The organism is Bradyrhizobium sp. LB11.1 (assembly GCF_040549385.1).
Taxonomy (GTDB): Bacteria; Pseudomonadota; Alphaproteobacteria; order Rhizobiales; family Xanthobacteraceae; genus Bradyrhizobium.
Genome location: NZ_JBEPTH010000036.1, coordinates 1 through 16206, shown reverse-complemented (window position 1 = coordinate 16206; position 16206 = coordinate 1). Strand labels below are relative to the sequence as shown.

Annotated in this window: 14 protein-coding genes and 2 pseudogenes; 1 reads left to right on the top strand and 15 read right to left on the bottom strand. The window is 61.4% G+C overall.

Annotated elements, in window-relative coordinates:
* The coding region (locus tag ABIA96_RS35960) for a type 2 periplasmic-binding domain-containing protein (RefSeq protein ID WP_502918886.1) at positions 1-437 on the top strand (437 nt) is incomplete at its 5' end.
* Here ABIA96_RS35960 and ABIA96_RS35955 read toward each other — a convergent pair.
* The 15 genes and pseudogenes from ABIA96_RS35955 to ABIA96_RS35885 form a co-directional block, all read right to left on the bottom strand.
* On the bottom strand, positions 422-667 hold the full coding sequence (locus ABIA96_RS35955) for a DUF2274 domain-containing protein (protein ID WP_354141628.1): 246 nt from the start codon (positions 665-667) through the stop codon (positions 422-424). The genes ABIA96_RS35960 and ABIA96_RS35955 overlap by 16 nt on opposite strands.
* 8 nt (positions 668-675) lie before the next feature.
* Entirely contained in the window at positions 676-1896 is a 1221-nt protein-coding gene (locus ABIA96_RS35950; protein ID WP_354141627.1) for a TraB/TrbI/VirB10 family type IV secretion system protein, read from the bottom strand.
* Complete coding sequence (gene trbG, locus ABIA96_RS35945; RefSeq protein ID WP_354141626.1) at positions 1893-2918, bottom strand: P-type conjugative transfer protein TrbG; 1026 nt, start codon at positions 2916-2918, stop codon at positions 1893-1895. The genes ABIA96_RS35950 and trbG overlap by 4 nt, the downstream gene beginning before the upstream one ends.
* Positions 2915-3576: pseudogene (gene trbF / locus ABIA96_RS35940) on the bottom strand (conjugal transfer protein TrbF). The gene trbG and the pseudogene trbF overlap by 4 nt, the downstream one beginning before the upstream one ends.
* 98 nt (positions 3577-3674) lie before the next feature.
* Positions 3675-4895, bottom strand: coding sequence for a P-type conjugative transfer protein TrbL (gene trbL, locus ABIA96_RS35935; RefSeq protein ID WP_354141625.1), 1221 nt, complete (start codon positions 4893-4895; stop codon positions 3675-3677).
* On the bottom strand, positions 4892-5263 hold the full coding sequence (gene trbK-alt / locus ABIA96_RS35930; protein ID WP_354141624.1) for a putative entry exclusion protein TrbK-alt: 372 nt from the start codon (positions 5261-5263) through the stop codon (positions 4892-4894). The genes trbL and trbK-alt overlap by 4 nt, the downstream gene beginning before the upstream one ends.
* Positions 5263-5994: a P-type conjugative transfer protein TrbJ gene (gene trbJ / locus ABIA96_RS35925; RefSeq protein ID WP_354141623.1), complete on the bottom strand. Its 732-nt coding sequence runs from the start codon at positions 5992-5994 to the stop codon at positions 5263-5265. Before trbJ ends, trbK-alt begins: the two co-directional genes overlap by 1 nt.
* Positions 5991-8432 (bottom strand): conjugal transfer protein TrbE, encoded by a 2442-nt coding sequence (gene trbE, locus ABIA96_RS35920; RefSeq protein WP_354141622.1) that lies wholly within the window; start codon positions 8430-8432, stop codon positions 5991-5993. The genes trbJ and trbE overlap by 4 nt, the downstream gene beginning before the upstream one ends.
* A gap of 10 nt (positions 8433-8442) precedes the next feature.
* Complete coding sequence (locus ABIA96_RS35915) at positions 8443-8706, bottom strand: VirB3 family type IV secretion system protein (RefSeq protein WP_354141621.1); 264 nt, start codon at positions 8704-8706, stop codon at positions 8443-8445.
* Complete coding sequence (locus ABIA96_RS35910; protein ID WP_354141620.1) at positions 8706-9032, bottom strand: TrbC/VirB2 family type IV secretion system protein; 327 nt, start codon at positions 9030-9032, stop codon at positions 8706-8708. Before ABIA96_RS35910 ends, ABIA96_RS35915 begins: the two co-directional genes overlap by 1 nt.
* Before the next feature lies 1 nt (position 9033).
* Positions 9034-9947: pseudogene (trbB, locus tag ABIA96_RS35905) on the bottom strand (P-type conjugative transfer ATPase TrbB).
* Between the two features lie 278 nt (positions 9948-10225).
* Positions 10226-11563 (bottom strand): MFS transporter, encoded by a 1338-nt coding sequence (locus tag ABIA96_RS35900; protein WP_354141619.1) that lies wholly within the window; start codon positions 11561-11563, stop codon positions 10226-10228.
* Positions 11564-11693: 130 nt separating this feature from the next.
* Positions 11694-12122: a CopG family transcriptional regulator gene (locus tag ABIA96_RS35895; protein ID WP_129267517.1), complete on the bottom strand. Its 429-nt coding sequence runs from the start codon at positions 12120-12122 to the stop codon at positions 11694-11696.
* Between the two features lie 6 nt (positions 12123-12128).
* Positions 12129-14117, bottom strand: a complete 1989-nt coding sequence (locus ABIA96_RS35890) for a conjugal transfer protein TraG (RefSeq protein ID WP_354141618.1) — start codon at positions 14115-14117, stop codon at positions 12129-12131.
* 41 nt (positions 14118-14158) lie between these two features.
* Positions 14159-15922, bottom strand: a complete 1764-nt coding sequence (locus ABIA96_RS35885; protein ID WP_354141617.1) for a relaxase/mobilization nuclease domain-containing protein — start codon at positions 15920-15922, stop codon at positions 14159-14161.
* Positions 15923-16206 lie beyond the last annotated feature (284 nt).

Below are 16206 nucleotides of genomic sequence, written 5' to 3'. Positions count from 1 at the left end.
GCTGCGATGATCAAGCCGAAAACCGAAGAGTCCGACGAGGTCTAACCGTTAACTGGACAGATCAGCGCGCTTGCGGCCTACCGCGCATGGTTACGGATCTTCGTAACGAGACTGTTTTACTAAGCCAGTATGACTCTGAGCGCGAACTCGAGGATCTCATAATATCAAAGCTTATGCTTCCTGAGGATCGCCCCAAGATTGAGCGACATGACGTTAGCCGAGGCATCATCAAAAGTCTGATCAGTATGGGAATGGGGATCAGCCTCGTATTGGAATCAGATATTGGTGCGAGCTTAGCGGGATTGATTTTCCGGGAGCTGCAGGACGGAATGGGACCAAGCCGGATAGGCTTCTATGCACATTGGCGTGATGACAACATGAACCCCACCTTAAAGCGCTTCCTCAATCTCCTGGCAGAACGCTATCCGTCGCCTTGACGGGCTCTTGGGGAATGAGCGGTTCGTCGCAGCCTTGCAAACCCACGATCCGTGGCCATGAAGCGTTCCAGCATGGGCGCAATCAGCTTGGCTGGGTCGATCGGCTGACCGGCTTCACTTGTCAAGGCTTCCGCATACGCTACGAGGTCCCGGTGCACCGGTGCTGGCAGCTCAGCAGTGACCTTGATCGGCTTGTCGTCGAGAAGTGCTCCAATCTTAAGCTTTGGCATGTTGCCTATCACCCTCTGTATGGCTCGAGAACGAGATCGCGATTGACGATGACACGCACTGGAAATCCCGCGCGGATGGTCAGAGTCGGCCGAATATTGAGGCTGCGACGAACAACCTGCTGGCCGGTTTGATTCAGCGAGTCCCCTGCGCCGTGCCGCAAAGCCTGGATGATGGCACTGTCGTTGCTGTTAGTGTCGGAGCCCGCGCCGAGCTCGGTGCCGACGGCAAGCAGCGTCGAAAGGGCAGCAGCTTTGAGCAATTCGCTCCAATGGTTGTCGACTTCGTCCTCGAGGCCGGCATATCCTGCCGCGTCGGCACCCGGCTGGCGCTCGAGAACAATCGAACGACCGTTCGGCATGATAAGGCGGTTCCAGACCAACAACACGCGTGACTGACCGAACGCAACCTGACTGTCGTAGACCCCAATCAAGCGCGCTCCCTGCGGAATGAGCAGAAGACGCCCGGTCGGCGAATCGAAAACGCTTTCTGTTACCTGCGCGGTGATCTGGCCTGGAAGGTCCGATCGGATCCCGGTGATCAATGCTCCCGGAATGACAGTTCCAGCCTGCACGATAAACGGTGAAGCCGGCCTGGTGACGCGGTCGGGGCTTACTGTACGGCGATCCACGGATGCGTTGACGAAAGCGAGCTTTCTGTCCTGACTACTCGGCGCGGATCCTTCCTCACCATTCGTGGTCGAGATGGATGAAGCATTGCGGTCGCTCCCCTGAGCCGCGGCAGCAGCCGGACGCACTTCTCTCCCATTGGTCGAAGCGAACAAATGGCTTACTCGGGCTGCTTCGGTTTCCTGATCCCGGCGCTGCTGTTCAGCATCTGGAGCCGTGCCGCTGATCGTTGGCGACAGGCCTTGTGCAGCAAGGATCGGTCGGCCAAGGTCTCCAGGGAGCGGCGGACCGAGCTGCGGGATGGCTTGGCGCGGAACACCTGCGTAATCCTTCGGCAGCGTCGTGATGCCGTCAGCGACATTATGATGGTCGGTGCTATAGAGCTCATCGGCCGCCTGGTTTCGAGAGCGATTGCTCTGCAACGACCACAACACAGCTCCGCCGATGACAAGCAAGGCAGCCGCGCTTCCTCCCGCCAGAACCTTTCGCGACAACCGTGTCACGCGCGGATGCTCCGCTCTTAACCGGAAGTTCCTGGACTGCTCGTCCTGTGTTTGCGGCGGAATCGCCTGCTCGTGATCGTTTCCATTCTGGGTATTCATGACGACGGCCTCCCGTCAGTCCTGACAATTCTTACCTTCTGCTGGTGCTCACCACCGAGCCGCAGTTCTGCGGCCGCAAATAGCCGATCTACGATCAACACATTGCCGTAGGCGCGATAGTTGACAAGTTGGGTCTTGCCGTCGGAGCCGATGACGAAGAGCGGCGGCATCTCGCCTTGGACAATTCCTTGCGGGAATTCGACATAGACCTTGCGACCGTCGTCGTACGCGGCAAGGGGCCGCCAGGGTGGGCTGTCGCCTTCGATCGCGTAACGAAAGACACGCTGGGCCGGATCGGGAAGAACGGGCCTCAGGGTAGCTGATCGCGATCGTTCGCGCACGGTTTCCGGGTAGTACCAGGCAACGGATGGCATATATGGCCGCTCGCGGGAGCGCAGCTCGATCAGGTAAGTGCGCCGGTCCGTGTTGACGACGAGGTTAGTCTCAATCGAAGCCCGGGTCGGCTTCACCAGGATGTGGACGCGCCGCGTGTCGCCGTTCCCGCTCTCGGTATCGCCCACAACCCAACGGACCGTGTCTCCGGCGGCGATGGGTCCTGATCCCGTCAACTGCTCACCCTCTTCGAGCGCAATATCCGTGATCTGCCCGGGCGCGGCATAGACTTGGTATAGAGCCCCGGGGCTGTACGCGTAGATCTGGGCCGCGTTGAAGTATCCCCGCTTGCGCGGCTCGACCCGCGCCGCACTGTTTGCCGTCTCAACCCGGCTCACGGGTTCAGCGTCTTCCTTCCCTCCCGTCTTTCCGCCGAGAGCTGGTTTCCAGAGCGGCGGGACGTGAAGTGGCTGCAGCCTGTCGTCGACCGGTACCGGCGGCGCAGGCAACAGGGGGACTTCGCTGTCATAGCTGATCACCGGCGGAATGTAGGTCGCGCACCCTCCAAGAGCCGACGAACATAGAAGAAGGGCGCACAAGAGCGTTCGCTTCGAGGTCACGAACCTGGCGTTGAGCTTGCAGTGTGGACTGGAAGGCTTCGCATAAGCATTTGACGTCGTCTTGGTCACTGACCCAACTCCTTTGACCAGTTGATGGCGCGGACGTAGACGCCAAGAGGATTTTTGCGCAGGCGTTCGGCATCGCGCGGCGTCTCGATGACGACCGTGAGTATCGCGGTCCAGCGTTCGGTCGAGCTCAACGAGCCGTTGTCGTAAATGCGTTGGGTCCACGCGACCCGAAAGCTGTCTGGTGAGGCGCGGATGACGCTGGAGACATCGACGGAGATCTGCACTTTACCCAGCTTGACAAAGGGATCGTTGTTACGTGCATAGTCGTTGAGGGCGGCCGCGCCGCGATCGGTCGCAAAGTCGTAGGCCCGAAGCCAATTCTGGCGCAGAACGATGCCGTCGGCCGGCAGGCCCCTGACATCTTCGATAAAGCGCGCCAAGTGGTAGGCAATTTGCGCGTCGGTGGGTTGATCCTCTGGGCCTGGCCGAGCCGATCAATTTCGACCACCCAGGGCGTGATCGACCCCTGCGCCGATTGCCAGACAAGTCCACCGGCGAGGCCCGCCGATAACATGAGGCAGCCGAACGCCATCAGGCGCCAGTTTTTGGCCTGCACGCGAGCGGATCCAATGCGTTCGTCCCAGACCTGTGCTGCCTTTTGATAAGGCGTAATCGGCCCGGGCATGCGCCCGTAGTGAACGGAAGGTCGTTTGAACATCGATGTTGCCCCATTGGATCGAGTGATCGGTGTGATGTCGTGCGGCTTCATGACTCGTGACTGCCCACGGCGGGTGGGAGGCGGCGCTTGGCTACGTTTCAGCGACCTCCTTCGGAGAGATCGACGGAGGAGCCACTGCCGCCATGATCGCCCGAGCGGACCGCGTGGCTGGCGGTCGACGCGCCATGTTGAATGGTCTGGGCACGTTTCATGTGCCGCGCCCAATCAGGCTGCGCGTCCGCAGGAGCGCTCGCGCTCGGTTCACTCGCTTGCCCGCTGCTGGTGAATGCGGCGGCCGTTCGGCGTAACGGGCTCATAGCGGCGGCTGAGGCACCGGCGTCAGCGGCGCCAGCAAGACCGCCGCTTCGATAGGCTGCTGATACTCCACTCAAGACGGCCCCCCCACTGCGCGCAGCACCCGCGATAGCTCCAGCGCCACCGGCGGCAAGACCTGCGCCGGCCGCAACAACGCCGCCAGCAGCAAGGCCCGTCCCAATCGCGGCGCCTGCGCCGAGTTGCGGTCCGCCGGAGACCAGGCCGTTTGCGATTCCGGGCCCGAAGATACCGAGGCCCAACAACGAGAGCGCCGCGAGGACCAACGTCATCGCGTCTTCGATGGTCGGCTGGCCGCCACCGAAGCCAGAGGTGAACTGCGAGAACAGGGTCGAACCGATGCCGACGATGACGGCCAGGACCAAAACCTTGATTCCGGAGGATATGACGTTGCCCAAGACCCGCTCTGCGGCGAAGGCGGTCTTGCCAAACAAGCCAAAGGGAATAAGCACGAAGCCGGCAAGCGTCGTGAGCTTGAACTCAATCAGGGTGACGAAGAGCTGGATTGCCAGAATGAAGAAGGCGAGCAGCACCACGACCCAGGCGAACAGGAGAACGACGATCTGGACGAAATTCTCGAAGAAACTGATGTAGCCCATCAGGTTCGAGATCGAGTCGAGCAGCGGCCGGCCGGCGTCAAGTCCGACTTGAGCGATCTTTCCCGGTCGCAGGAAATCTGACGCGGACAGGCTCGAGCCGGACGCCTTCAGTCCGAGGCCGGCAAAGCTCTCGAAGACGATGCGCGCCAGGCTGTTCCAGTTGCCGATGAGATAGGCAAAGACGCCGACGAAGAGCGTCTTCTTGACGAGACGCGCGATGATGTCCTCGTCTGTCCCCCAACTCCAGAACAGGGCTGCGAGCGTGATGTCGATCGCGGCAAGCGTTGTTGCGAGATATCCGACGTCGCCACCCAACAACCCGAAGCCGTTATCGATGTAGCGAGTAAACGTCTCCAGGAACTGATCGATGATCCCGGTACCGGTCATGGCTGGCTCGCTTCAGGTATCGCGACGGATGGATATCCTTGCGGCATCCGGCTCTGATCCTTTGGCACGGGCGTCAGGCGGGCGGCCGGATTACCTTGGCCGGAAACTGCGGCACCATCCTTCCTGCCAAGGAAGCGACGCCGGTTTTCGGCCCACACCTTCTGGCAATGCTGATAGTTCGCCGCATCCTCCGAAGTGACGCTGCGGCAGCGGGCGAGGTCGGAACCGTCGATGTCTGCGGTCTGCTCTGCCTTTGACGGCGAAGACGTATCTTCTCCACCACGAAGCTGGATCGTGCAGGCTGCGACGACCAGTATCCCGACTGATGTGAGCAGCGACAGCGCCTTGAAGGGGCCTGTATCGGTCATCAGTGGAACATCTGGACGTTGGAGGATTGATATCCCTGTCCCGGCGTCAGAAACCGCCTGAGTTGTTCTCGGCCCTGGTCTTGCGCGGTCGCGCGCTGCGCCGCTTCAAGGCTCTGCGCCCTGCCTTGTGCGGCCACTGTGGCGGTGAGATCGGCGAGTTGTTGCGCCTGAAGTGCCAGGATCTGATTGCCAGCCTGGGTCGCTTGCAAGGCTCCGCTGGCGCCCTGGCTCGACGTGACAAGCGCTGACGTCTGGATACGGTTGGTGTCGAGATTGCCAACGACGCCGGCCTGGACCCGGAGCGCGTCCTGCAGCGCAGCGACCGAATTCTGCCACCGCGATTGAGCGTTGGTGATCAACACCTGGCTCGACTGGCTGCCGGTGGCCGGCGCATAGTTGGTCGAGAACGCGCGATCGATCTGCTGAACGTCGTAAGCGATGCGCTGAGCCTGGGCCAGCAATTGCTGAGTCCGCTGGATCGACGATTGCAGTTGCTGCAGCGACGAATACGGCAGGTTTGCGAGATTCCTTGCCTGATTGATCAGCATCTGCGCCTGGTTCTGCAACGAGGTGATCTGATTGTTGATCTGCTGCAGCGCCCGCGCAGCGGTCAGGACGTTCTGGACGTAATTGTTGGGGTCGAAGACGATCGACTGCGCTCGTACGGGCACCGTGACGCCAAGCGTGATGGCGACGGTTCCAGCGACCAGCAAAGAGCTGAGACGGCTCATAGTGATCTCTCCAGGTTGCCGAGATTGGGGATCAGGTCTGTGGCCCAGGCGACGCCACGGTTCTGGAGCCAGGCGGGAACGAAGCCGTCACGTCCATGTTCGGCGAGTAGCTGCTCGATGGCAGCCTGGTCGGTTTTGGAAGAGGCCGCGGTAAAAGCGAGCGCAACTTCGCCGAGACCAAGTTCGAACATCCGGTTGCCGCGGCGAGATTGGCAGTAGTAGTCCCGCTTCGGCGTTGCCCGGCTCAAAAGTTCGATCTGGCGGTCGTTAAGGCCGAAGCGGCGGTAGATAGCTGATATCTGCGGCTCGATCGCCCGTTCGTTCGGCAGCAACAGGCGCGTTGGACAGCTTTCGATGATCGCCGGCGCGATCGCGGAGCCATCGATGTCCGAAAGCGATTGGGTGGCGAAGATGACGGACGCATTCTTCTTGCGAAGCGTCTTCAGCCATTCGCGGAGCTGGCCGGCAAAATCTTCGTCGTCGAGGGCCAACCAACCCTCATCGACAATAAGGAGGGTGGGCCGGCCATCGAGACGGTCCCCAATCCGATGAAAGAGGTAGGCCAGAACGGCTGGGGCCGCGCTCGTTCCGATCAACCCTTCGGTCTCAAACGCCTGAACCGAGGCCTCGCCAAGGCGCTCGAATTCGGCATCAAGCAGGCGCCCGGACGGACCACCCAGGCAATAAGGTTGTAAGGCACGTTTCAGGGAGTTCGATTGCAGGAGGACCGACAAGCCGGTCAGGGTGCGTTCCTGCATTGGCGCCGACGCGAGTGACGTCAGCGCCGACCACAGATGATCCTTGACCTCCGGGGTGATCTCGATCTTTTCCCGTGCCAGGATCGCGCCGATCCATTCCGTGGCCCATCCTCGCTCTGAGGAATCGTCGATCCAGGCGAGCGGTTGCAGGGCGACGGGGTTTTCGCCCCCGTCGGACAATGCGCCGCCGAGATCATGCCAGTCGCCCCCCATAGCGAGCGCGGCTGCCCGGATCGAACCACCGAAATCGAACGCAAAGATCTGAGAGTTGGGATAACGCCTGAACTGCAGCGCCATCAGAGCGAGCAAGACCGACTTTCCAGCACCGGTCGGACCCACAACGAGGGTATGGCCGACGTCGCCGACGTGGAGGGAGAATCGGAATGGGGTCGAGCCCTCGGTTTTGCCAAACAGGAGTGGCGGCCCCTTGAAGTGCAGATCCCTCGCCTCGCCCGCCCACACAGCCGACATCGGAATCATATGGGCCAGATTGAGGGTCGATACCGGCGGCTGCCGCACATTGGCATAGACATGTCCCGGCAGGCTGCCGAGCCAGGCTTCGACGGCGTTCACCGTCTCGATCATGCAGGTGAAATCGCGGCCCTGAATGACCTTCTCGACCAACCGCAGCTTTTCGTCGGCTGCACCGGGATCGCCGTCCCAGACGGTGATGGTTGCGGTGACAAAGGCTTGTCCGATCTGATCCGAACCCAGTTCCTGCAGGGCAGCGTCGGCGTCTATGGCCTTGTTGTGGGCGTCGGTATCGAGCAGTGTCGACGCCTCGTTGGTCATGACCTCCTTGAGAATGGCGCCAATCGACTTTCTCTTGGCGAACCACTGGCGGCGGATTTTGGTCAGCAGCTTGGTGGCATCGGTCTTGTCGAGCATGATCGCGCGAGTCGACCAGCGATACGAAAACGCGAGGCGATTCAGATCGTCCAAAATTCCCGGCGTCGTCGAGCCCGGGAATCCGACAATCGTGAGAACTCGAACGTTGGCCGAGCCCAACATCGGCTCGAGCCCACCGGTCAGCGGCTGGTCGGCCAACAGCGCATCTATGTACATAGGAATTTCGGGCACTCGAACGCGATGACGCTTGGTCGAAATCGTTGAGTGCAGGTAGGTCAGCGTGGCCTGATCATCCAGCCAAGCGCATTCGGGCATGAACCCTTCAAGGAGTTGAAGCATGCGGTTGGTTTGATCGGCAAACCCGCGGAGTACCTCGCGAGCGTCGGCTCCAACGGTGCGATCGCGTCCCTCATAGAGCAGTCGCTCTGCCTTGGCGGCTCCCTCCTCGGGCGGCAGATAGAGGAAGGTCAGAAAATAGCTGGACTCATAGTGGGCGCCTGCCTCCTCGAATTGGGCTTTGCGCTCGGCGTCAACCAGCGCAGACGCGACGTCCGGAAAGGTGTTCGGCGGATAAGCACCTGCAAAATGGCGCTGCGCCTCAACGAATACGGCCCAGCTGGATCCAAGGCGGCGCAAGGCGTTGTTCAGACGACCCGCGATGGCGACAAGTTCAGCCGGCACTGCGCTATCGAGGTCGGGGCCCCGGAACTTTGCTGTCCGCTGGAACGAACCATCCTTGTTCAGGATAATTCCCTCGTCGACCAGGGCTGCCCAAGGCAGGAAGTCCGCAAGACGGGCGTTGGAATGGCGATATTCGGCAAGATTCATCATGATTGAGAGCTCAGACGTTGAGATGAGCGGGAATGCGCAGGTGTCGGCGCACCACATCGACGAAGGCGGGATCGCGCTTGGTGGCCCAGACGGCGGCCATGTGACCGATGAACCAGAGGACGAGCCCCGCGATCCAAAGCCGCAGTCCAAGTCCAAGGGCGGCCGCCAACGTGCCGTTGACGATCGCAACCGCCCGCGGCGCACCGCCCATCAGGATCGGCTCGGTGAGCGCACGGTGAACGGGCACGACAAAACCTGCGACCGGCTCATCCATCAGATCACCACGCCGCCGCCGAAGGAGAAGAACGACAGGAAGAAACTCGAGGCCGCGAACGCGATCGACAGACCAAACACGATCTGGATCAGCCGCCGGAAACCACCGGACGAATCGCCAAATGCTAGAGTGAGTCCGGTCACGACGATGATGATAACGGCGATGATCTTCGCGACCGGTCCTTCCACCGATTGCAGGATCTGATTGAGCGGCTGCTCCCACGGCATGTTCGAGCCAGCCGCCCATGCCGGCGCCGTCATCAGAAGAATCGTACCGGAAGCTGCCAGTGAAGCGGCTTCTCGAAGAAAACGAAATTGCGGACGCATGTCAGTCTCCTGCGGGTGAAAGGCTGTAGTCGCCGGCGGGTCCAAGCCCTGCGACGAGGGCGAGTTCGGCGAGACGACGATCGGTACCGCGGCCGGTAAGCACGGCGATGAGGTTGATCGTCTCGGCGATCAGGGCACGCGGAACCGTGACGACGGCTTCCTGGATGAGCTGCTCAAGCCGCCGTAGCGCGCCGAGTGCGGTGCCAGCATGGATCGTGCCGATCCCGCCGGGATGACCGGTACCCCAGGCCTTGAGCAAGTCGAGCGCTTCGGCACCCCGGACCTCGCCGATCGGGATGCGGTCAGGGCGCAGTCGGAGCGAGGACCGAACGAGGTCAGATAGGGTGGCTACGCCATCCTTGGTCCGCAGCGCGACAAGATTGGGCGCTTTACACTGAAGTTCGCGTGTATCTTCGATCAATACGACCCGGTCGGAGGTCTGGCTACCTCGGCCAGAAGCGCGTTGGTCAACGTGGTCTTGCCGGTCGACGTACCGCCGGCGACGAGGATGTTCTTGCGCGCGGCGACCGCAGTCCTTAAGGCGCTGGCCTGATCCGATGTCATGGTTCCCGCGGCGACATAGTCGTCGAGAGTGAAGACGGCGACTGCGGGCTTACGGATAGCGAAGGTAGGAGCCGCAACGACCGGGGGTAACAAACCTTCGAAGCGCTCGCCGGTCCCAGGTAGTTCGGCCGAGACGCGCGGCGAGCCAGCATGCACCTCGGCGCCGACATGGTGCGCTACGAGACGAACAATGCGCTCGCCGTCCGCTCCAGATAACGTTTCGCCGGTATCAATCAGGCCACTCGACAGCCGGTCGATCCACAGCCGCCCATCGGGATTGAGCATGACCTCGATGATTGCGTCGTCTTCCAGGTAGCCCGCAATGGCTGTGCCAAGCGCGCTACGGAGCATTCGCGCGCCACGCGAATTTGCCTCCGATTGAAAAGAATGGATCGCCACCGCCGCCCCCACCGAATGAGGACGTCTAAAGAGCGTCCTCAGTTGAGGATGATTAAGAAAGCCACCAATCGACTTAGCGCAACAAGGGCTTTCGGTGATCGTAGACTGGCGCAGAAAAAGAAAGACTGGGAACAGATATTTGACGCCTGCTCGAACGCACCAGTTGGATGGCGATGAATGTTGATCAGTGTTCGCCGGGAACGCTCACACGTAACGTTGCGGGCGGCGGCTCACCACTCCGCATCGACATCCGCCGGCAATAGTACGACCGTTTGCTCGTACGAAATGACGGGTTCGACCGCGGCGACGGAAACGCTAACCGACATGAAGAGGGGAATTGAACCCATCCACCAGGCGAAGGATCGGAGCGCTGGTAGCGCGAACCAAACTAACGCCGCGATCTGCAGTGCCACATTGACACTAAACGCGACCTGATAGGCCAGGATGGTCCTATGGCCGCCCTCCGTGGACCATTGCTCTAGAATTAGGCCTGTCCCGCATTGTGCCAGGAATGCCCAACCGAAGTGGAGCAGGTTCAATGCACCGTTGGCGCGACCGGCGAGCTCTGGCGGAAAGTAATCAGCTATCACCGCGAAGCTGACCACGGTCACTGTTCCGACAATTGCGACGACGGACCACGGCAAAATGGACGGAAAGGGCACTCGCAGGATCAAGGCAAGCTCGGCTGCGATAAAGAGCATCGCAGCCACTGCCAATATTGTCTCCGCGCCGGCTCCTCTTCGTCTGATGCAATGGACCAATGTACCGAACAACCAGGCTCCGCCGCAAAGTACAGCCGACATTACGAACAGCCGTTCGACGAGACTCGCACGATCAAGTCCCTCTACGTCGGTCAGCCACGGGGATGCCCACAATCCCTGCAGAGACCAGGCCGATCCTACGCAAGTAGCTGACAACGGGGCAATTCGCCAGAAACGCCTATCGCGAAAAACGGAGCTCAGGGTGGCCGGAATTGTTGCGGTTGATGGGAGGAGGACTCGTTCGGGAACGACGACATAGATAAGTACGGCCGTGGCACCGGTCGCGGCCGCCAGTATCTCAAAAAGCTGTCTCCAGCTCATCCAGGCGAGTAGATGCTCGGCGGGAGCCGTGGCGGTCACTGCTCCAAGCGACCCGAGCATGATCATGTAGCCGTTGAGCAAGGCCACTCGCTCCCTTGGAAACCAGAGGACGATGGACTTCAGTCCGGCCGTCAGCGCCGCCGCAACCCCAAGGCCGATCATTGCTCGCGCAATCAAAAGCGACACTAACCCTGTGGACATCGCGAATAGTCCTGCGCCAGCGGCCGCGACCAAGAGCAATGCACTCTGGACGCGACGCGGACCAAAGCGATCCAACAGTATGCCGATGGGGATCTGGGCCGCGGAAAAAACCAGGAAATAAACCGATGTAAGCAAGCCGAGGTCAGCAGTACCAAGCCCGGTATCCGAACTGAGGCGGTCAGAGATCAGAGCGTTGATCGTTCGGAACAGATATGAAAGATAGTATCCAGCAGCAAACGGGAGAAAAACGCGCGCGATGAGACGCCACGCCACTGAAATTTGCATGCTGGCCCTTCTTGCTCCTCAGCTCATTCGAGCCGATAGCGCGTCCAGCTTTTTGTCGGCTTGGCTAAATTGCTGCGGTCGTGGGCTGGCGTAGAAAAAGAAGGACCGGCGAACGGCTTGTCTACGTAGTTCAATCAGGTTTCGCTGCCGGCTCGTGACGAACAATGTCTTCTGGAATTTCGCGCAGGAAACTCTGTCCCTTCTGCAACCGACGCCCGAGCGCTTCGACAAATCCTTCAAAGCGCTCCCGACCCTTGAGTTGGGCCGCCGCCTGTGCGTCGTTGGGCAATGGCGGCGTGATTGTCAGCCAGAAGCGGATGAAGAGAGCCAGGGTTTCAGCCGTCAAACCAACATCACGCTCCAGCCTCTGCATCTGGCGCGACAGCCGGTCCAGTCGGCGGGTAAATGCCGCCTCTTGTCTGTCTGCTCCATCTGGTGACAGAAACGAAGCGACTGCTGCTTCCACGATCGCGGACCGAGACAGCTTCTTGCGATCGGCAAGATCCGTGATCTGCTTCAGAAGTTCCGGCGGAAAATATACGTTCATCCGGTCGCGCATAACGCCTCAGAGCTCCATGCCGTCGTTTGGATCAAGCGCGACTTGGCGGGCAACGCCGCGCATTTGTTGACGTATGAGCCGGGACTGGCGGATCGCGTCCTCGTCGTCGTCAAGAACAACGGCAAATTCTTCCGCCGGCGTCGGCTCGGTCGTCTCCTTGACGATTGCAACGTGATCGGGGAGTTCGGGCTCACGACGAAGACCGCTATTGGCCGTGTCCTCTGCGGCGCTTTCGGCACTGTCGGTTGAACCTGCCGCTGGCTTCAGCGTTCCGAGCGCCGACCACCCGTCCGTTCGCGATGACCGTCCGGCGGCCGCGGGATCGGGCGGCGGCAAGACCCGCTCGGTAAACCGCCGATCCTCGTAATAGCGCGCCTTCTTCGCCCTGATCGGCGGCGTGCCCGCCACCATGACGATCTCGTCTCGCGGAGGAAGCTGCATGACCTCGCCAGGGGTCAAGAGTGGCCTCGCCGTCTCCTGCCGCGAGACCATGAGATGCCCCAGCCAGGGATTCAATCTGTGCCCGGCATAATTCTTCATGGCCCGCATTTCAGTCGCCGTACCGAGCGCGTCGGACACCCGCTTGGCAGTCCGCTCGTCGTTGGTCGCGAAGCTGACGCGCACGTGGCAATTGTCGAGAATGGCATTGTTGGGCCCGTACGCCTTCTCGATCTGATTGAGCGATTGCGCGATCAAAAAACTCTTGATGCCATAACCCGCCATGAAGGCGAGAGCGGACTCGAAAAAATCGAGACGCCCAAGCGCCGGGAACTCGTCGAGCATCATCAGAACACGGTGCCGGCGGTCGCTGGCGTGCAAGTCCTCGGTTAAACGCCGGCCGATCTGGTTCAGCACGAGACGGATTAAGGGCTTGGTCCGCGAAATGTCGGAGGGCGGGACCACGAGGTAAAGTGTCGTCGGGCCGACATCAGCGATCAGGTCGGCGATCCGCCAGTCGCACTGGCGGGTCACCTTGGCCACGACGGGATCGCGGTAGAGCCCAAGGAACGACATCGCGGTGGACAGGACGCCGGAGCGCTCATTCTCCGATTTGTTGAGGAGCTCGCGTGCGGTCGAGGCGACCACGGGATGGACGCCCTGCTCGCCAAGGTGCGGCGTGGTCATCATCGCCTTCAGCGTCGCCTCGATCGGCCGCTTCGGATCGGACAGGAAGGCGGCGACGCCGGCCAGGGTTTTGTCAGCCTCGGCATAGAGGACGTGGAGGATGGCGCCGACGAGGAGCGAATGACTGGTCTTCTCCCAATGGTTCCGCTTGTCGAGTGAACCCTCGGGGTCAACCAGGACGTCGGCGACATTCTGGACGTCGCGCACCTCCCACTCCCCACGCCGGACTTCCAGCAGCGGATTGTAGGCCGAGGATTTTGGGTTGGTCGGATCGAACAATAGGACGCGGCCATGACGGGCGCGGAAACCAGCGGTCAGCTGCCAGTTCTCACCCTTGATGTCGTGCACGATGGCCGAACCCGGCCAAGCCAGCAACGAAGGAACCACAAGCCCGACGCCCTTGCCGGACCGAGTGGGCGCGAAACACAACACGTGCTCTGGCCCATCATGCCGCAGGTAGTTGCGGTCGAGCCTGCCCAGCACCACGCCATCCGGACCGAGAAGTCCGGCTGCTTGAACCTCCCGTTCATCGGCCCAGCGCGCCGAGCCGTAGGTCTCGACATTCTTGGCCTCGCGCGCACGCCGGACCGACATGCCGATCGCCACGGCAATGGAAATGAAGGTCCCCGACGCCGCAATGAACGCACCCTCGACAAAGACCTGAGGCGCATAGGCGTCGTAGACGAACCACCACCAGAAGAAGACTGGTGGGTAGTAGATCTTCAAACCCCACAGCTCAAACCAGGGGCGCCCGAGCTCCGGCTGGTAGGCAAGCCGCCAGGCTGTCCACTCGGTTGCTCCCCAGATGGCGAGCAAAACGATCAGGCCGACAACGATCACCTGTCCCCAGAGGATTTTGGTTCCGGACATCCCGAACGTCCTTTTGCGCAATTCAATTTGGCGAGTTCAAGCTAGAGGCCGAGGTCGCGCTTGCGACCAAAACCCCATTCAATGCCGCCGCCGTCCTTCACGACGCCGGTGACGTGCTGGCCGAGCCTCTTTTCGAGCTCGCGCGACCAGGGCACGAGCTGGAAGCCCAGCCCATTGTCGATCATGGCGAAGCGTCCCGAAGCGAGCGTCAGCCGCTGGCGATACGTGCCGGTCACCTGCTCCCCGGAGGCGGCCTTCACGTGAGGCAGGCCGGTGTCGGCCGAGACTCTTGCCCCCACCTCGTCCAGTTCACGTCGGCGCAGCGTGTTCAGCAGGTCACGCTGCAGGATGATGCGTTGGCCCTGCCGCCGCGCCACACCTTCCTGGATCAGATGCTCGGTCCGGGCTTCCATGGCGTCGCGAGTCTCGCGGCCGAATCCGCCCATGGCGAGTGGCATAGGGTCCCGCTCGACCAGGCGGTGGTCGAGCCAGGTCGCGCCTTTCGCGGTGACCTGTCCACTGAGATCGAGATCGGAACGGGTCGCAAGCATTACGGTTGGGCTCGGCTCGCCGGTTCGACCGAAGCGTCGCACTTCGACGATCCCGCCGACCGGCGGAGCGTGTTCGAAGGCCTCGACCCCGCGGAAACGGACGTGGTGAGCGCGTCCGTCTGTTCCGTCGATCACGGCGTAGGCCTCCCCGGTCAGCTCGTCATGCAGTCCTCGATCAACCAGCCGTCCGACGATCTGGGATGTCGGCGGCCCACCTTCGATGACATAGTCGGAAACGCCGCGTGCCTCCCCGCGCTCGGTAAAGGCGCGGTGCATCGTCTTGATGATATCGCCGCGCATGCCGAGATCGCGTAGGTTATGCTCGGCTTCAAGCCCGACCATCCATTCCCCAGGTGCAGCTGACGCCGCGAGACCCATCTTCTCCAGATGTTGGAGACGACCAACCATCAGGCGCCGGATCTCCGGATCCGAACTGCCGGGATTATTGGGGCGAAGATCGACATAGCCGGTTTCGTCAGCTGCCATCCGGATCTCTTGATCAAGCCGCGTCCATCGCTCCGCTGTGGCTTCCCTCTCCAACGAATTTCGGATTTCATGCTCCGGTCTTGGACCAAGCTCGATGGCAACCAGTTCCTCGGCGCGTGAGCGCAAACCTCGGCTGATGTAGTCGCGGGAGATGACGAGATCGGCGCCCTCTTCGTCGACGCCCCGAACGAGAAGATGGACGTGAGGGTTGTCTGTGTTCCAGTGATCGACGGCCACCCAGTCGAGCCGCGTGCCGAGGTCGATCTCCATCTGCCTGGCCAAGTCGCGGCTGAAAGCTCTGAGGTCGGTCATCTCGCCGGCATCCTCGGGCGAGACGATGAACCGAAAATGATGCCGATCGTCCTCGCACCGCTCCGCGAAAGCCGCACCATCGGCACGGTCGCCGCTCACGTCGAACATCTCGGCCCGTTCACCACTCCGAGTTACGCCATCGCGCTTCAGGTATGAAAGATGGGCCGCCAGCGGCGCCGAGCGGAAGGCTCGCCCTTTGTGGCGGACAATGCGCGCTTTCACCACGACTCGCCGCGAGGGGCTGAATAAACGGCTGCGGCTGAACGCGAGCCGGCCGCGGCCAAACGTCGAGCGCCCGTAGGCTGCGGAACGCTTGCCAGCCGCAGCCTGACCCGAGGTGTGCCCGGCTTTCTTCGCGGCGCGTAGCACCTGGTTGATGAAGCTCTTCGGTTTCGGCGCGCGGGTGCTGCGAATGCGCCCGGGTCGAATACGCAGATCGCTGTCGCCCACCGTCATGGCAGGGCCTCAAGAGGCGCAAGAGCGCTGACAGTGCCGAAAATATCCTTGATTGCATTGCTAAAAATGCATGGCGCGGCACGCGCTCCGACCGACCGGCACGGTAGAACCCTAGCCATGCCAATGGCTTGCGGGTCGACCGGCGAGCCCCTTTTATCTCGCCGTCCTGCTGTCGTGCCTCCCCACTGCTGGTAAGCGTCCGAATCCTGCACGACTTTCCGAGAGTGCGTAGTCGTTCCATATCGGGTTCCTTGCTGCATTGGAGGATCTCCGGTGGGTACGGA

Excerpts from the sequence above, each read along its gene's own strand:
- ABIA96_RS35955 (WP_354141628.1), bottom strand. The coding sequence starts at position 667 with ATGCCAAAGCTTAAGATTGGAGCACTTCTCGACGACAAGCCGATCAAG.
- ABIA96_RS35950 (WP_354141627.1), bottom strand. The coding sequence starts at position 1,896 with ATGAATACCCAGAATGGAAACGATCACGAGCAGGCGATTCCGCCGCAA.
- trbL (WP_354141625.1), bottom strand. The coding sequence starts at position 4,895 with ATGACCGGTACCGGGATCATCGATCAGTTCCTGGAGACGTTTACTCGC.
- trbK-alt (WP_354141624.1), bottom strand. The coding sequence starts at position 5,263 with ATGACCGATACAGGCCCCTTCAAGGCGCTGTCGCTGCTCACATCAGTC.
- trbJ (WP_354141623.1), bottom strand. The coding sequence starts at position 5,994 with ATGAGCCGTCTCAGCTCTTTGCTGGTCGCTGGAACCGTCGCCATCACG.
- trbE (WP_354141622.1), bottom strand. The coding sequence starts at position 8,432 with ATGATGAATCTTGCCGAATATCGCCATTCCAACGCCCGTCTTGCGGAC.
- ABIA96_RS35915 (WP_354141621.1), bottom strand. The coding sequence starts at position 8,706 with ATGGATGAGCCGGTCGCAGGTTTTGTCGTGCCCGTTCACCGTGCGCTC.
- ABIA96_RS35910 (WP_354141620.1), bottom strand. The coding sequence starts at position 9,032 with ATGCGTCCGCAATTTCGTTTTCTTCGAGAAGCCGCTTCACTGGCAGCT.
- ABIA96_RS35900 (WP_354141619.1), bottom strand. The coding sequence starts at position 11,563 with ATGCAAATTTCAGTGGCGTGGCGTCTCATCGCGCGCGTTTTTCTCCCG.
- ABIA96_RS35895 (WP_129267517.1), bottom strand. The coding sequence starts at position 12,122 with ATGCGCGACCGGATGAACGTATATTTTCCGCCGGAACTTCTGAAGCAG.
- ABIA96_RS35890 (WP_354141618.1), bottom strand. The coding sequence starts at position 14,117 with ATGTCCGGAACCAAAATCCTCTGGGGACAGGTGATCGTTGTCGGCCTG.
- ABIA96_RS35885 (WP_354141617.1), bottom strand. The coding sequence starts at position 15,922 with ATGACGGTGGGCGACAGCGATCTGCGTATTCGACCCGGGCGCATTCGC.